The sequence below is a fragment of the Rhizobium sp. JAB6 genome (assembly GCF_003024605.1).
In the GTDB taxonomy this organism is placed as follows: Bacteria; Pseudomonadota; Alphaproteobacteria; order Rhizobiales; family Rhizobiaceae; genus Rhizobium.
The window spans coordinates 156,619-171,133 of the sequence record NZ_PYJQ01000007.1 but is presented as its reverse complement, the minus strand read 5'-3'; the positions used below and the strand labels follow the sequence as shown (position 1 = coordinate 171,133).

Genomic DNA, 14,515 nt, shown 5'->3' with positions numbered 1-14,515 from the left:
GCCTTTTGTCATGGATGAGGCCGTATCGCAAGTGATTTGCAACCCGGCAGCCGCCTCTGAACTGCGGATGAACACGCCGTTCAAGCCCGTTTCAGCTCAACGATGCTTTACTGACATCAACATCGAAACGGGCCTGGTTCAACGGCTCGTCGATTGGCTTCAGGGAAATCATACCATGCTCGTCTTCATCATCGCAGGCGCCATCATCGGTTCATTTTTCGTCGAATACCTCATTCATTTTTTGGCCGATCGTTATGAGATCGAATGGGATTGCGCTTCGCAAAACGACAAGGATATTAACTTTGCCCAAGAAATCGCCACCGCCATGCGTAAAACGCATCGGGAATCTGAACGCCAGATGAACAAGGCATTCAAGGTCGCTTCAGGCGCGCATTGCTAGATAGCTCTCAATAACGGCGGAACCATTTAGGAAACGCCGCGTTAACAGTCCGAAACTCAGATTGCCCCCTGTGGCAAGAAGGAAGAAGAGTATGCCCGACAAGATCACCCTTATTAACGTTGTTTGGATGGCCATGATATCGGGAATGCTTGCAGCAACCGTTGCGCTTTACGATCATAAACCCGACCAGTCGAAGATCTACGGTCCCTTTGCTTCGGCTCGTCCCTTCATTGCCTCGAGCCAGTACTAAGGGATCTGAACGCTAGTCCCACCAAAGGAGGGAGCGATCATGTTCACAATTTTGACGCTGCTTACACTTTTCATCAGCATCATGTTTGTCGTGTCAGTCGCATCCACCATTTCGGCGCTCCACCGCGAAAGCGAAGAGAGCAAGAGACTGCATAAGCGTCATAAGACGCTCTGATCTCCGCGTACCGAGCATCTCTCCCCCGCCACATGCTCGGATGGACCATGAACCGGACGCTCTCCCCGCCAGCGTCCGGTTTTTTTATTGCTGTCGTTTCAAGCGGTTGCAGCAATATCACGATGTAGGGACATCGTTTTCAATCCCCGCTATACTGCGTTCCAGCGTCGTTCGGGGTTCGATATGCGCATTGTTCTGACTGGCAGTTCGGGGCGGCTCGGCCGCGCCATCTTCAACGTATTGGCAAGACATCACTCGGTTATCGGGATCGATCGCTCGCCATTTTCGTCGACACGTATCGTCGGAGATTTCACCGATACAGCACTTCTGCGCGAGGCGCTTGAGAGGGCGGATGCGGTCATCCATTGCGCCGCCCTTCATGCCCCTCACGTCGGAACGGTCTCCGCGGCTGAATTCGGCCGCATCAATGTGGAGGGAACGCGCCTGTTGGCGGAGGCGGCTCTGGCTGCCGGCGTACGCCGGCTGATATTCACCAGTACCACGGCCCTTTACGGCCATGCCGTCACGCCAGGCCACTGCACATGGATCGATGAAGACACCATCCCGCAGCCCGGAAGCATTTATCACAGCACGAAGCTGGAGGCCGAGCGAATGCTTGAGGACATTGCGGGACCGGATTTCCAGCTACGCGTTTTGCGCATGTCTCGCAGCTTTCCGGAGCCCGCCAACCTCATGGCCGCTTATCGATTGCATCGCGGCATCGACATAAGAGACGTTGCCGACGCCCATGCCGCCGCACTGACCAACGGAGGCCACCACTTTCAACGGCATATCATTTCTGCGGGAACGCTGTTCAAACCGGAGGATTGTGAGGCGCTGGCCGTCGATGCCGCTTCCGTCATCCGATTGCGCGCCCCCGGTCTCGCAGCGAAATTTGCGCAGCGAAACTGGCCTTTGCCCCAAAATATCGACCGCATCTACGCCTCGAAATCTGCGGGTTCCGTTCTCGGATGGCACTTCCGCTTCGGTTATGACGAAGTTCTCGCGCAGTTGGATCGGGAAAGTCTGGAGGTTCTGCCGCCCTCTTCTGAGAGCGACGAACAAGCGGAAGAATAAAACGACCGTGCAATCGACGTCGAACCCGCAGATCGGGCTACGCAAAAAACAATCGCATGAGCCTGTTGCCAAGCTCATGCGATTGAAATCTTCAGTCGTGCGGCAACCGGTCAGCCGCCGCATTTGTGCGGCCGGTTCAGCGAATTTTATTCCTCGCTGCCGCCCTCGTCGCCAGCCTCTCCCGCGTCGCCAGCAGCGGCGTCATCTTCGACCGCCGAGGCATCGTCCTCATCGCTTTCCGGCTCGCTGATGCGTTCGACGGAGACGACCTTCTCATCCTTGGCGGTGGAGAAGATGGTGACGCCCTTGGTGGCGCGGCTGGCGATGCGGATACCGCCGACGGGAACGCGGATCAGCTGACCGCCGTCCGAGACAAGCATGATCTGATCGCCGTCCTCGACCGGGAAGGCAGCAACAAGCTCGCCGATCTCGCCCGTTTTCGACGTGTCGGTGGCGCGGATACCCTTGCCGCCGCGGCCGGAAATACGGAAATCGTAGGAAGACGAACGTTTGCCGAACCCCTTTTCCGAGACTGTCAGAACGAACTGCTCGAGAGCCTTGAGCTCTTCATACCGCTCGTCGCTAAGCTGTCCCTCTTCGGTGACTTCTTCGCCAACCAGTGCAATCTCCTCGTCGTCGCCCGTCGCGGAGCGACGCTCGTTGACGGAGCGCTTGAGATAGGCGGCACGCTCCCAGGGCTCGGCATCCACATGGCGGACGATGGTCATCGAAATGATGCGATCGCCTGGTGCAAGTGTGATGCCGCGAACGCCGATCGAATTGCGGCCGGCAAAGACGCGCACATCCGATACTGAGAAGCGGATGCATTGGCCGAGTGCCGTCGTCATCAGCACGTCGTCATGTTCCGTGCAGGTCTCGACGGAGAGGATTTCATCGCCCTCCTCCTCGAGTTTCATGGCGATCTTGCCGTTGCGGTTCACCTGCACGAAATCCGACAGCTTGTTGCGACGCACCGTTCCGCGTGTCGTCGTGAACATGACGTCGAGATTGTCCCAGGTGCTCTCGTCTTCCGGCAGAGGCATGATCGTGGTGATGCGCTCACCTGGCTCCAGCGGCAGCATGTTGATCAGTGCCTTGCCCCGCGACTGCGGCGTGCCGATCGGCAGACGCCAGACCTTTTCCTTGTAGACAATGCCGTGAGACGAGAAGAACAGGACCGGCGTATGCGTATTCAAAACGAATAGCCGAGTAACGAAATCCTCGTCCCGGGTAGTCATTCCGGAGCGGCCCTTGCCGCCGCGGCGCTGCGCACGATAGGTGGTCAGCGGCACGCGCTTGATGTAGCCGAGATGGGACACGGTGACGACCATGTCCTCGCGGGCGATCAGATCCTCGTCGTCCATCTCGAGACCGCCATCGACGATCTCGGTGCGGCGCGGCGTTCCGAACTCGTCGCGAACCGCGGCAAGCTCTTCTTTTACAATGGTTTGGATGCGGGCACGCGACGAGAGAATATCAAGGTAGTCCTTGATCTCAGCGCCGATCTGATTGAGCTCTTCATCGATTTCGTCGCGGCCGAGAGCGGTCAGGCGTGCCAGGCGAAGTTCGAGAATGGCGCGCGCCTGTTCTTCGGAAAGATTGTAAGTGCCATCCTCGTTGATGCGATGACGCGGATCATCAATTAGCCGGATAAGAGATTCGACGTCTGCCGCATTCCAGCGGCGCGTCATCAGCTCTTCACGGGCCGTTTGCGGATCCGGCGCCTGGCGAATGACGCGGATGACTTCGTCGATATTGGCAACGGCAATCGCCAGGCCGACCAAGACGTGAGCGCGATCGCGCGCCTTGCGCAGGAGGTACTTCGTGCGGCGGCTGATGACTTCCTCGCGGAACGCCACGAAAGCGCGCAGCATGTCCATCAGGTTCATCAGCTCGGGCTTGCCACCGTTCAGCGCCACCATGTTGCAGCCGAAGGAGGTTTGCAGCGGCGTATAACGATAGAGCTGGTTCAGGATGACATCGGCATTGGCGTCGCGCTTGAGTTCGACGACGACGCGATAGCCCTGACGGTCCGATTCGTCGCGCAGGTCCGAGATGCCCTCAATGCGCTTCTCGCGCACGAGTTCGGCCATCTTCTCGATCATCGACGCCTTGTTCACCTGATAGGGAACCTCGGTGATGATGATCTGCTCGCGATCGCCGCGCATCGGCTCGATGGTCGCGACACCGCGCATGACCACGGAGCCGCGCCCCGTCTCATAGGCGGAGCGGATGCCGGCGCGGCCCAGGATCTTCGCACCGGTCGGGAAATCCGGACCGGGGATGATCTCCATCATCTCGGGCAGCTCGATCGCCGGGTTATCGATCAACGCGATACAGCCGTTGATGACTTCGGAAAGGTTGTGCGGCGGTATGTTCGTCGCCATGCCGACGGCGATGCCACCGGAGCCATTGACGAGCAGGTTCGGGAAGCGCGCCGGCAGAACCTTTGGCTCTTCGGTCGTCGCGTCGTAGTTTTCCTGGAAATCGACCGTTTCCTTGTCGATATCCTCGAGAAGCTCATGGGCTACCTTCGTCAGGCGGGACTCTGTGTAGCGCATCGCCGCCGGCGGGTCGCCGTCGATCGAGCCGAAATTACCCTGCCCGTCGATGAGCGGCACGCGCATCGACCAGTCCTGTGCCATGCGGACCAAGGCGTCATAGATCGAAGCGTCGCCATGCGGGTGGTAGCTACCCATGACGTCGGCGACGGGACGGGCCGACTTCACGTATTTGCGGTTCCAGTGATAGCCGCTCTGATGCGCCGCATAGAGGATGCGCCGATGAACGGGCTTCAAACCATCGCGAACGTCGGGAAGCGCGCGGCTGACGATCACGCTCATGGCGTAATCGAGATACGACCGCTGCATTTCCTCCATGATGGAAATCGGCTCGATGCCTGGCGGGAGCTTCCCGCCGCCGGGTGGTGTTTGCTCAGTCAAAACAGATCACGATCTCTTTTAGAATCACTGCGAAATTTATAGCCGAAAGGCCCAGCGAGCGCCAATTTGGGCCGGTGTTTTTGAACAGGTTTTGGCCCTTAAAGCCATTGAATCGAACATTTCCATGGCGAAACCCATCGACGCCGACGCACGACCCTTTGCGAAAGCCCATTCCTCGCATAACAATGCACGATAACAACGACAGAATAAGCTTCGGGGACTATATGGCGAGCGCCGATACGCTGATCAATGCCTTCACGACTCTGCTCGTCACTGTCGATCCGCCGGGGCTCGCGCCGCTCTTCATCGGGCTTACGGCAGGCATGAACCGTTCGGAGCGCAAGCAGGTGGCGCTGCGCGGCTCGCTCATCGCCTTCTTCATCCTGGCAGCCTTCGCCCTGTTCGGAGCGAGCGTGCTTGGTGTGCTTGGCATCTCCATCGGTGCCTTCCGCATTGCCGGGGGCTTGTTGCTCTTCTGGATCGCCTTCGAGATGGTGTTCGAGCGGCGGCAGGACAGGAAGGAGAAGACGACCGAAGTCGCGATTACCCAGGATCATATCCGCAATATCGCCGTTTTTCCTCTCGCCCTGCCCTTGATCGCCGGACCCGGCGCGATCTCGGCGACGATCCTTTTGGCGGGATCGCTGCAGACGACGCTCGACCGGGCGCAACTCATCGGCGTCATCGCCGTCAACCTCGCCCTGGTCTTTGCGGCCCTTGCCATTTCGGACCGGCTCGACCGCATGCTCGGCGCCACCGGCCGCGCCATTCTCACCCGGCTGCTCGGGGTTATTCTGGCGGCGCTGGCTGCACAGTTCGTCGTTGATGGGGCAAAAGCGGCGCTCGCCCATTCATAAAACTAGGCCTTTCAAAATCGAATGCGCAGGCCTGTCTCAGAACGGGATGTCATCATCCAGATCGCGCGAGAAATTCCCGCCGCCGCCCTGGCTGCCACCGCCACGATTGCCACCACCACTGCGGGAGGAGCCCTGCGACGAGGACTGGCCATAGTCGTCACCACCGTAATCGCCGCCGCCATAACCGCCACCGAAATCACCGCCGCCGCGGCCACCACGGCTACCGCCTTCGATGGAACCGCCGCCTTCGCCGCGGCCGTCGAGCATGGTCAGCGTCGAATTGAAGCCCTGCAGCACGACTTCCGTTGAGTAGCGATCCTGACCGTTCTGATCCTGCCACTTGCGGGTCTGCAGCGCACCTTCGATGTAAACCTTGGCACCCTTCTTCAGATATTGCTCGGCGACCTTGCAAAGACCTTCATTGAAGATGACGACGCGGTGCCATTCGGTCTTTTCCTTGCGCTCGCCCGAATTGCGGTCGCGCCAGGTTTCCGAGGTGGCAATATTGAGGTTGGCAATCGGACGGCCGTCCTGCGTGCGGCGGATTTCCGGGTCCGCCCCGAGATTTCCAACCAGAATTACCTTGTTCACACTACCGGCCATGATACCACCCTGCTTGCCGCCCATCGACGGCTTTGAAATTCTATCGAAGCACCTTAACCCATAGCGGGCGTCGCGTGCTATTTATGCGGCCTTTCCAGCTCCGTTCATCCACAAAGAAATCGCCGCGATAATTTTGTTCTTTCTTTGTTCTAATTTATCCTTATGATGATGTCAACGGAATCGAAAACCGGCGCCACCCCTTCATTTCAGCCTCGACTCGCGGGCTGACATCACTAAATAAAGGCAGACTCCAAAGGACCTGCAGACGACGATGAGCGAACTGAAGACTATTTCGATACGTGGTGCGCGCGAGCACAATCTCAAGGGCATCGATCTCGACCTGCCACGCAACAAGCTGATCGTCATGACCGGCCTCTCCGGCTCCGGCAAGTCGTCGCTCGCCTTCGACACCATCTATGCCGAGGGGCAGCGCCGCTATGTCGAAAGCCTTTCGGCCTATGCGCGCCAGTTCCTCGAAATGATGCAGAAGCCGGACGTGGACCAAATCGACGGTCTGTCACCGGCGATTTCGATCGAGCAGAAGACCACCTCGCGCAATCCGCGCTCGACGGTCGGAACGGTCACCGAAATCTACGACTATATGCGCTTGCTGTTTGCCCGCGTCGGCATCCCCTATTCGCCCGTCACCGGACTGCCGATCGAAAGCCAGACCGTCAGCCAGATGGTCGATCGCGTGCTCGCCTACGAGGAAGGCACGAGGCTCTATATCCTCGCGCCGCTCGTGCGCGGGCGTAAGGGCGAATACAAGAAGGAACTGGCGGAGCTCATGAAAAAGGGCTTCCAGCGCGTCAAAGTCGACGGCCAGTTCTACGAGATCGCCGATGTGCCCGCGCTCGACAAGAAATACAAGCACGACATCGACGTTGTGGTCGACCGCATCGTCGTGCGCCCCGACATGGCGGCGCGTCTTGCCGACAGCTTCGAGACGTCATTGCGGCTTGCAGATGGTCTTGCCGTCGCGGAATTTGCCGACAAGCCGCTGCCGCCGGAGGAGACCGCTGCCGGTGGTTCCGCCAACAAGTCGCTGAACGAGACGCATGAGCGCGTGCTCTTCTCGGAGAAATTCGCCTGCCCGGTTTCCGGCTTCACCATTCCGGAGATCGAACCGCGCCTGTTCTCCTTCAACAATCCTTTCGGCGCCTGCCCGTCCTGCGACGGCCTCGGCTCACAGCAGAAGATCGATCCGGAACTGATCGTGCCGGAGCCCGAACGCACGCTGCGCGACGGGGCGATCGCGCCCTGGGCCAAGTCGACCTCGCCCTATTACAATCAGACACTGGAGGCGCTCGGCAAGCATTACGGCTTCAAGCTCGGCAACCGCTGGAACGAGCTGTCCGACAAGGCCAAGGATGTTATTCTGAACGGCACCGAAGACAAGATCGAATTCCACTATGCCGACGGCGCGCGCTCCTACACCACGCACAAGAATTTCGAAGGCATCGTGCCGAACCTCGAGCGACGCTGGAAGGAAACGGATTCCGCCTGGGCGCGCGAGGAGATCGAGCGCTTCATGTCGGCAGCTCCCTGCCCGGCCTGCAACGGCTATCGCCTGAAACCAGAGGCTCTCGCGGTCAAGATCAACAAGCTGCACATCAGCCAGGTGGCGGAGATGTCGATCCGCGTTGCCCGCGACTGGTTCGATGCGCTGCCGGGCACGTTCACCGAAAAGCAAAACGAGATTGCTGTCCGCATCCTCAAGGAAATCCGCGATCGCCTGCGTTTCCTCAATGATGTCGGACTCGAATATCTGAGCCTGTCGCGCAATTCGGGCACGCTGTCCGGCGGCGAGAGCCAGCGCATCCGGCTGGCATCGCAGATCGGCTCGGGCCTGACCGGCGTTCTCTACGTTCTCGACGAGCCGTCGATCGGCCTGCATCAGCGCGACAATGCCCGGCTGCTGGAGACGCTCAAGCATCTGCGGGATATCGGCAATACCGTCATCGTCGTCGAGCATGACGAGGACGCCATCCTGACAGCCGACGATGTCGTCGATATCGGCCCCGCCGCCGGCGTGCATGGCGGCCAGGTGGTGGCGCACGGCACGCCGCAAGAGATCATGGCGAACCCGAAGTCACTGACCGGTAAATATCTCTCCGGCGAGCTCGGCGTTCCGGTACCTGAAGAGCGGCGCAAGCCGAAGAAGGGTAAGGAAATCAAGGTCGTCGGCGCCAGGGGCAACAATCTCAAGAACGTCACCGCTTCCATTCCGCTCGGCGTCTTCACCGCGGTGACTGGCGTGTCCGGCGGCGGCAAGTCTACCTTCCTGATCGAGACGCTTTATAAATCGGCAGCGCGGCGCGTCATGGGCGCCCGCGAAATCCCTGCCGATCATGACCGCATTGACGGTTTCGAGCATATCGACAAGGTCATCGATATCGACCAGTCGCCCATCGGCCGCACGCCGCGCTCGAACCCGGCGACCTATACCGGTGCCTTCACGCCGATCCGCGACTGGTTTGCCGGCCTGCCGGAAGCCAAGGCGCGCGGCTATCAGCCGGGCCGCTTCTCCTTCAACGTCAAGGGCGGCCGCTGCGAGGCTTGCCAGGGCGACGGCGTCATCAAGATCGAGATGCACTTCCTGCCAGACGTCTACGTCACCTGCGACGTCTGCCATGGCAAGCGTTACAATCGCGAGACGCTTGATGTCACCTTCAAGGGCAAGTCGATCGCCGACGTACTCGACATGACAGTCGAGGAAGGCGTCGATTTCTTTGCGGCCGTTCCCGCCGTGCGCGACAAGCTCCAGAGCCTCAAGGATGTCGGCCTCGGCTATATCAAGGTCGGGCAGCAGGCCAATACGCTTTCGGGTGGCGAGGCGCAGCGCGTCAAGCTAGCCAAGGAACTGTCGAAGCGATCGACGGGCCGCACGCTCTACATTCTCGACGAACCAACCACCGGGTTGCACTTCCACGATGTCGCCAAGCTTCTGGAAATGCTGCATGAGCTAGTCAATCAGGGCAATTCGGTCGTGGTCATCGAGCACAATCTCGAAGTCATCAAGACTGCCGACTGGATTCTCGACTTCGGCCCCGAAGGCGGTGATGGCGGCGGCGAGATCGTAGCCGTGGGAACGCCGGAGGCGATCGTCAAGGAGAAGCGCTCCTATACGGGGCAGTTCCTGAAGGAGTTGCTGGAACGGCGGCCGGTGAAGAAGGTTGCGGCGGCGGAGTGAGGTTCACCCGGCCGAATGGCCAAGGAGGAGAGAATGACCAAAGCAGGCGAAATCCGCACAGGCATAGGCGGATGGACCTTCGAGCCGTGGCGTGGGACCTTCTATCCCGACACGCTGAAGCAGAAGGATGAGCTGAACTACGCCAGCCGCCAGCTGAAAGTGATCGAGGTCAACGGCACCTATTACAGTACGCAGAAGCCCGAAGTCTTTGCCAAATGGGCGGCTGACGTACCAGACGGGTTCATCTTCTCCCTGAAAGCGACCCGTTTCGTCACCAATCGCCGTGTCCTTTCCGAAGCTGGTGAATCCATGCAGAAGTTTCTGGAGTCGGGCATCAGTGAGCTCGGCGACCATCTCGGCCCCCTGCTCTGGCAGTTTGCACCCACCAAGAAGTTCGATCCGGATGATTTCGAAGCCTTTTTGAAGCTCCTGCCCGCCAAGCAGGATGGGCTTGCTCTCAGACACGTGGTCGAAGTCCGGCACGATTCCTTCAAGGTGCCCGAATTCATTGCGCTGCTCGAAAAATACAATGTGGCGCCCGTTTGCGCCGAGCATTTCGAATATCCGATGATTGCCGACGTAACTGCGGATTTCGTCTATGCTCGCCTGCAGAAAGGGTCGGACGATATCAAGACATGCTATCCACCGAAGGATCTCAAAGCCTGGGCTGGCCGGCTGAAAACATGGGCGGAAGGCAAGGTGCCGGATGACCTGCCGCTGATCGATGCGAAGCGGAAGGTCAAGGTCGAGCCGCGCGACGTCTTTGCCTTCATGATTCACGAAGGCAAGGTGAACGCACCCCAAGGTGCGATTGCCTTGCAGGAAGAGGTTGCGAAGTAGCTCTATAGTGGCTTGATGGCGGCGACGAGATCTTCAGCCGTCAGTCCTTTGCCGGCATGCTGGCCCGCCAGACCATGCAGCCAGACACCGGCCGCGGCGGCTTCAAAGGCGGGCGCCCCCTGCGCCAGAAGGCCGCCGACAATGCCGGCGAGCACATCGCCGGAACCGGCGGTCGCGAGCCAGGGCGGCGCGTTCGCATTTATCACAGCCCTGCCGTCGGGGGCCGCGATCACTGTGTCGGCGCCCTTGTAGATGATGGCAGCATTGGCTCTCTTTGCCGCCGCCCTCGCCTTGTCGATCTTGCTCGACCTCTCGTCGGCGGCAATATCGGGAAAGAGGCGGCCAAACTCACCCTCATGTGGCGTCAGCACCAATCGTGTCGGCCCTTCGGCAAAGGCATCGAACAGTGGCCGCGGGTCGTCGCGAAACGAGGTGATGCCGTCCGCATCCAACACCAGATGGCGATCCGCAAGGGCGAGGCAGAATTGCCGCGCCTTTTCGCCGGCGCCGAAGCCCGGCCCGAGAATGAAGGTCGAAAGACGCTGGTCGGTGAGCCATTTCCGTAAAGCAGCTTCGTCGTCGACTGCATGCAGCATGACTGCCGTCAGCAGCCCCGCATTGACGCCCATAGCCTCCGAGGGTGAAGCAATGGTGACGAGCCCTGCCCCGGCCTTTAGCCCGGCCATCGCCGACATGCGCGCTGCCCCTGTCGCGTCGGGACCGCCTGAGAAGACGACGAGATGGCCGCGCTTGTATTTGTGCGTCTCGACGCCTGCCGAAGGTATGGCGGCATGCCACTGTGCCGGCTCGTTTTCGCCGAGCGAGCGATCGGCGTGGGTGCGGACGATGCGGCCGGGAATGCCGATGTCGAAAACCTCCAGCTCTCCGCAAAGGTCACGACCGGGAAGGAGAAGATGCCCCGGCTTGCGCGTCATGAAGGTCACTGTCCGCACGGCGCGGAAGGCGGTGCCGAGAATCTGGCCACTGCGCCCATCGAGGCCGGACGGGAGATCCACTGAAATCACGGGAATACCCACCTCCGCAACGAGAGCGATAACGGCGGCTAGATCATCCGGAACAGACCGCGAGAGACCCGCGCCGAAAATCGCATCAATCACGATATCGCCAGCCAGTGGAATAAAGCCCTCGATCGTCTCGCCCTCGACCGGGCAATCAGCAAAGGCGAGGGCCGCATCGCCTTTGAGCCGCCGAGGATCGCCAAGATGGAAAAGCCGCACTTCGGCGCCGGTCTCTTTCAGCGCGCGCGCTGCCACATACCCGTCGCCGCCATTGTTGCCCGGTCCGCAAAGCACGATATATCGACGCGCTTCGGGAAAGTGCCGGAGCGCGACGGCAGCAACCGCCTGCCCTGCCCTCTCCATAAGCCCATAGGAGTTGATGCCGGATGCGGCCGCAGCGCGGTCGACGGCGGCCATGGCGTCAGGGGTGAGGAGCAGATCGGCGAGCGGCAACGTCATCGAAGCATTATAGATGCGAAATCTGCCTTAAAAACAACCGCTATTCCCACCTCTATTTTGGTCGATAAATATGCATTTGCACAATAATTAAACAATAACGTTCCAGGTTTTGCCGAAGCACAAACCTGCCGCGCATGGCTCTTTTTTGCGAAATTTTGCTTATCCCACGCATTTCCGCGCGAAATCGCTTCCATTTTTCCGAAAAATCCTCATCAATTCATCGTCTCGGTGCGAATTCGCCGGGATTTTTTACGGCAGCTTGTTTTCAACTGGCATGATACGTGCATTACGTTGGCCGAGCGGGAAATAGGCCTGCTGTAACAGGAGAAGCGGAGAGATATTTTCTCATGAAAAAGATCGAAGCGATCATTAAGCCCTTCAAGCTCGACGAAGTGAAGGAAGCCCTTCAGGAAGTCGGCCTGCAGGGCATCACCGTCACGGAAGCGAAGGGCTTCGGTCGTCAGAAGGGCCACACGGAGCTTTACCGTGGCGCCGAATACGTCGTCGACTTCCTGCCGAAGGTGAAGGTCGAAGTTGTATTGGCGGACGAAAATGCGGAGGCGGTGATCGAGGCCATCCGCAAGGCCGCGCAAACAGGCCGTATCGGCGACGGAAAGATTTTCGTTTCCAACGTGGAAGAAGTCATTCGAATTCGTACCGGCGAAACGGGCATCGACGCCATCTAATCTGCCCGGCCCTTCCGGCCGCGGCTCGTTCAATCGTCATCTATGTCAAGGGAAGTAATTTCATGACGACTGCAAGCGAAATTTTGAAGCAAATCAAGGACAACGACGTCAAGTTCGTCGACCTGCGCTTCACCGATCCCAAGGGCAAGCTGCAGCATCTCACCATGGATGTGGTCTGTGTCGACGAAGATATGTTCGCCGATGGCGTCATGTTCGACGGCTCCTCGATTGCGGGCTGGAAGGCCATCAACGAATCCGACATGGTGCTGATGCCCGATCCGGACACGGTCCACATGGATCCCTTCTTCGCGCAGTCCACCATGGTCATTCTTTGTGACATCCTCGATCCGATCTCCGGCGAATCCTATAACCGCGATCCGCGCGGCACCGCCAAGAAGGCCGAAGCCTATCTCAAGGCCTCGGGCATCGGCGATACCGCCTTCTTCGGTCCGGAAGCCGAATTCTTCGTCTTCGACGACGTCAAGTACAAGGCAGACCCCTACAATACCGGTTTCAAGCTCGATTCCAGCGAACTGCCGTCCAACGACGACACCGATTATGAGACCGGCAATCTCGGCCACCGTCCGCGCGTCAAGGGCGGCTACTTCCCGGTTCCGCCGATCGACAGCTGCCAGGACATGCGCTCCGAAATGCTGACGGTTCTGACCGAAATGGGCGTAACAGTCGAAAAGCACCACCATGAAGTCGCTGCCGCCCAGCACGAGCTCGGCATCAAGTTCGACACGCTGGTACGCAGCGCCGACGGCATGCAGATCTACAAGTATGTCGTCCACCAGGTCGCCAACGCCTACGGCAAGACGGCAACCTTCATGCCGAAGCCGATCTTCGGCGACAACGGCTCGGGCATGCACGTTCACCAGTCGATCTGGAAGGGTGGCAAGCCGACGTTTGCCGGCGACGAATATGCAGGCCTTTCGGAAACCTGCCTCTATTACATCGGCGGCATCATCAAGCACGCCAAGGCGATCAACGCCTTCACGAACCCGTCGACGAACTCCTACAAGCGCCTCGTTCCGGGCTATGAAGCTCCGGTCCTGCTCGCCTATTCGGCGCGCAACCGTTCCGCTTCCTGCCGTATCCCCTTCGGCTCGAACCCGAAGGCAAAGCGCGTCGAAGTCCGCTTCCCTGACCCGACCGCCAACCCCTATCTCGGTTTTGCCGCCATGCTGATGGCCGGTCTCGACGGCATCAAGAACAAGATCCATCCCGGCAAGGCGATGGACAAGGATCTCTACGACCTGCCGCCGAAGGAACTGAAGAAGATCCCCACGGTCTGCGGTTCGCTGCGCGAAGCTCTGGAAAGCCTCGACAAGGACCGCAAGTTCCTGACCGCCGGCGGCGTCTTCGACGACGATCAGATCGATGCTTTCATCGAACTGAAGATGCAGGAAGTCATGCGCTTCGAGATGACCCCGCATCCGGTCGAATACGACATGTACTATTCGGTTTGAGATCATGCGTGAAAGCCCCGGCAAGCCGGGGCTTTTTCCCTCGGGTGGCATATCTTATCGCAGACGATATCCGCTTATTGCTAGAATACTGGCCGTAGGGGCGAACCGGCCGAATGTGACAGTTCAATGAAGGAATGAGGGCAAAATCCTTGATATCAGTGGTGAAAATCACCACATGATTGCTTGAAAGGAAGTCGTGCCATGAAACAACGCAACGCAAAATTCAATATTGGCGATGTGGTTCGACACCGGATGTTCCCCTTCCGCGGTGTCGTCTTCGATGTCGATCCGGAATTCGCAAATACAGAGGAATGGTGGAATTCCATTCCGGTAGAGGTGCGACCCGATAAGGACCAGCCCTTCTATCATCTTCTCGCCGAAAACGATGAGACCGAATATGTCGCATATGTCTCGGAACAGAATCTCGTGAACGACGAAAGCGGTGTTCCCTTGCGCAATCCGCAAGTCGCCCAGATATTCGACCAGGCTCCGACCGGGCAGCTCAAACCCAAGATGAGCTTCGCCCACTAAAGCCGGATAAGA

The 14,515-nt window shown here is 59.1% G+C and carries 12 protein-coding genes; 9 read left to right on the top strand and 3 right to left on the bottom strand.

The window, feature by feature from the left end; all coding sequences use genetic code 11:
* Positions 1-10: 10 nt before the first annotated feature.
* The 3 genes from C7U61_RS09535 (at position 11) to C7U61_RS09530 (ending at position 1,901) form a co-directional block, all read left to right on the top strand.
* Positions 11-400 (top strand): hypothetical protein, encoded by a 390-nt coding sequence (locus C7U61_RS09535; protein WP_245410778.1) that lies wholly within the window; start codon positions 11-13, stop codon positions 398-400.
* A 91-nt stretch (positions 401-491) separates the two neighbouring features.
* Positions 492-650: a hypothetical protein gene (locus tag C7U61_RS19505; RefSeq protein ID WP_181315826.1), complete on the top strand. Its 159-nt coding sequence runs from the start codon at positions 492-494 to the stop codon at positions 648-650.
* Between the two features lie 357 nt (positions 651-1,007).
* Positions 1,008-1,901: an NAD(P)-dependent oxidoreductase gene (locus tag C7U61_RS09530; RefSeq protein ID WP_106997854.1), complete on the top strand. Its 894-nt coding sequence runs from the start codon at positions 1,008-1,010 to the stop codon at positions 1,899-1,901.
* A 146-nt stretch (positions 1,902-2,047) separates the two neighbouring features.
* Here the strand turns inward: C7U61_RS09530 and gyrA are convergent, their stop codons facing one another.
* Positions 2,048-4,843, bottom strand: coding sequence for a DNA gyrase subunit A (gyrA, locus tag C7U61_RS09525; protein WP_106997853.1), 2,796 nt, complete (start codon positions 4,841-4,843; stop codon positions 2,048-2,050).
* Between the two features lie 224 nt (positions 4,844-5,067).
* On the opposite strand from gyrA, the gene C7U61_RS09520 reads away from it, so the two are divergent.
* Positions 5,068-5,700, top strand: coding sequence for a MarC family protein (locus C7U61_RS09520; RefSeq protein ID WP_106997852.1), 633 nt, complete (start codon positions 5,068-5,070; stop codon positions 5,698-5,700).
* 36 nt (positions 5,701-5,736) lie between these two features.
* On the opposite strand, the gene C7U61_RS09515 is transcribed toward C7U61_RS09520, so the two are convergent.
* Positions 5,737-6,303, bottom strand: a complete 567-nt coding sequence (locus tag C7U61_RS09515; RefSeq protein ID WP_106997945.1) for a single-stranded DNA-binding protein — start codon at positions 6,301-6,303, stop codon at positions 5,737-5,739.
* A 271-nt stretch (positions 6,304-6,574) separates the two neighbouring features.
* On the opposite strand from C7U61_RS09515, the gene uvrA reads away from it, so the two are divergent.
* Together uvrA and C7U61_RS09505 are read left to right on the top strand one after the other, a co-directional pair.
* The gene (gene uvrA, locus C7U61_RS09510; protein ID WP_106997851.1) at positions 6,575-9,496 is read left to right on the top strand and encodes an excinuclease ABC subunit UvrA; all 2,922 of its coding nucleotides are present in this window, start codon (positions 6,575-6,577) and stop codon (positions 9,494-9,496) included.
* A 33-nt stretch (positions 9,497-9,529) separates the two neighbouring features.
* A complete protein-coding gene (locus C7U61_RS09505) occupies positions 9,530-10,336 on the top strand; it encodes a DUF72 domain-containing protein (protein WP_106997850.1) in 807 nt (268 codons plus the stop codon).
* A 2-nt stretch (positions 10,337-10,338) separates the two neighbouring features.
* On the opposite strand, the gene C7U61_RS09500 is transcribed toward C7U61_RS09505, so the two are convergent.
* The gene (locus C7U61_RS09500) at positions 10,339-11,814 is read right to left on the bottom strand and encodes an NAD(P)H-hydrate dehydratase (protein WP_106997849.1); all 1,476 of its coding nucleotides are present in this window, start codon (positions 11,812-11,814) and stop codon (positions 10,339-10,341) included.
* Positions 11,815-12,161: 347 nt separating this feature from the next.
* Between C7U61_RS09500 and C7U61_RS09495 the strand changes: the two genes are divergently transcribed.
* From C7U61_RS09495 to hspQ, 3 genes are all read left to right on the top strand, one after another.
* Positions 12,162-12,500, top strand: a complete 339-nt coding sequence (locus C7U61_RS09495; RefSeq protein ID WP_015339877.1) for a P-II family nitrogen regulator — start codon at positions 12,162-12,164, stop codon at positions 12,498-12,500.
* 62 nt (positions 12,501-12,562) lie between these two features.
* Positions 12,563-13,972 carry a type I glutamate--ammonia ligase gene (gene glnA, locus C7U61_RS09490; RefSeq protein WP_106997848.1) on the top strand — a complete coding sequence of 470 codons (1,410 nt, stop codon included), beginning with the start codon at positions 12,563-12,565 and terminating at the stop codon, positions 13,970-13,972.
* A gap of 201 nt (positions 13,973-14,173) precedes the next feature.
* Positions 14,174-14,503, top strand: a complete 330-nt coding sequence (gene hspQ, locus C7U61_RS09485; protein ID WP_106997847.1) for a heat shock protein HspQ — start codon at positions 14,174-14,176, stop codon at positions 14,501-14,503.
* Positions 14,504-14,515 lie beyond the last annotated feature (12 nt).

What these genes read in the sequence shown, in the direction of transcription:
- hspQ (WP_106997847.1), top strand. Translation starts at nt 14,174, where the DNA reads ATGAAACAACGCAACGCAAAATTCAATATTGGCGATGTGGTTCGACAC.
- C7U61_RS19505 (WP_181315826.1), top strand. Translation starts at nt 492, where the DNA reads ATGCCCGACAAGATCACCCTTATTAACGTTGTTTGGATGGCCATGATA.
- C7U61_RS09535 (WP_245410778.1), top strand. Translation starts at nt 11, where the DNA reads ATGGATGAGGCCGTATCGCAAGTGATTTGCAACCCGGCAGCCGCCTCT.
- C7U61_RS09495 (WP_015339877.1), top strand. Translation starts at nt 12,162, where the DNA reads ATGAAAAAGATCGAAGCGATCATTAAGCCCTTCAAGCTCGACGAAGTG.
- C7U61_RS09500 (WP_106997849.1), bottom strand. Translation starts at nt 11,814, where the DNA reads ATGACGTTGCCGCTCGCCGATCTGCTCCTCACCCCTGACGCCATGGCC.
- C7U61_RS09515 (WP_106997945.1), bottom strand. Translation starts at nt 6,303, where the DNA reads ATGGCCGGTAGTGTGAACAAGGTAATTCTGGTTGGAAATCTCGGGGCG.
- uvrA (WP_106997851.1), top strand. Translation starts at nt 6,575, where the DNA reads ATGAGCGAACTGAAGACTATTTCGATACGTGGTGCGCGCGAGCACAAT.
- glnA (WP_106997848.1), top strand. Translation starts at nt 12,563, where the DNA reads ATGACGACTGCAAGCGAAATTTTGAAGCAAATCAAGGACAACGACGTC.
- C7U61_RS09520 (WP_106997852.1), top strand. Translation starts at nt 5,068, where the DNA reads ATGGCGAGCGCCGATACGCTGATCAATGCCTTCACGACTCTGCTCGTC.
- C7U61_RS09505 (WP_106997850.1), top strand. Translation starts at nt 9,530, where the DNA reads ATGACCAAAGCAGGCGAAATCCGCACAGGCATAGGCGGATGGACCTTC.
- C7U61_RS09530 (WP_106997854.1), top strand. Translation starts at nt 1,008, where the DNA reads ATGCGCATTGTTCTGACTGGCAGTTCGGGGCGGCTCGGCCGCGCCATC.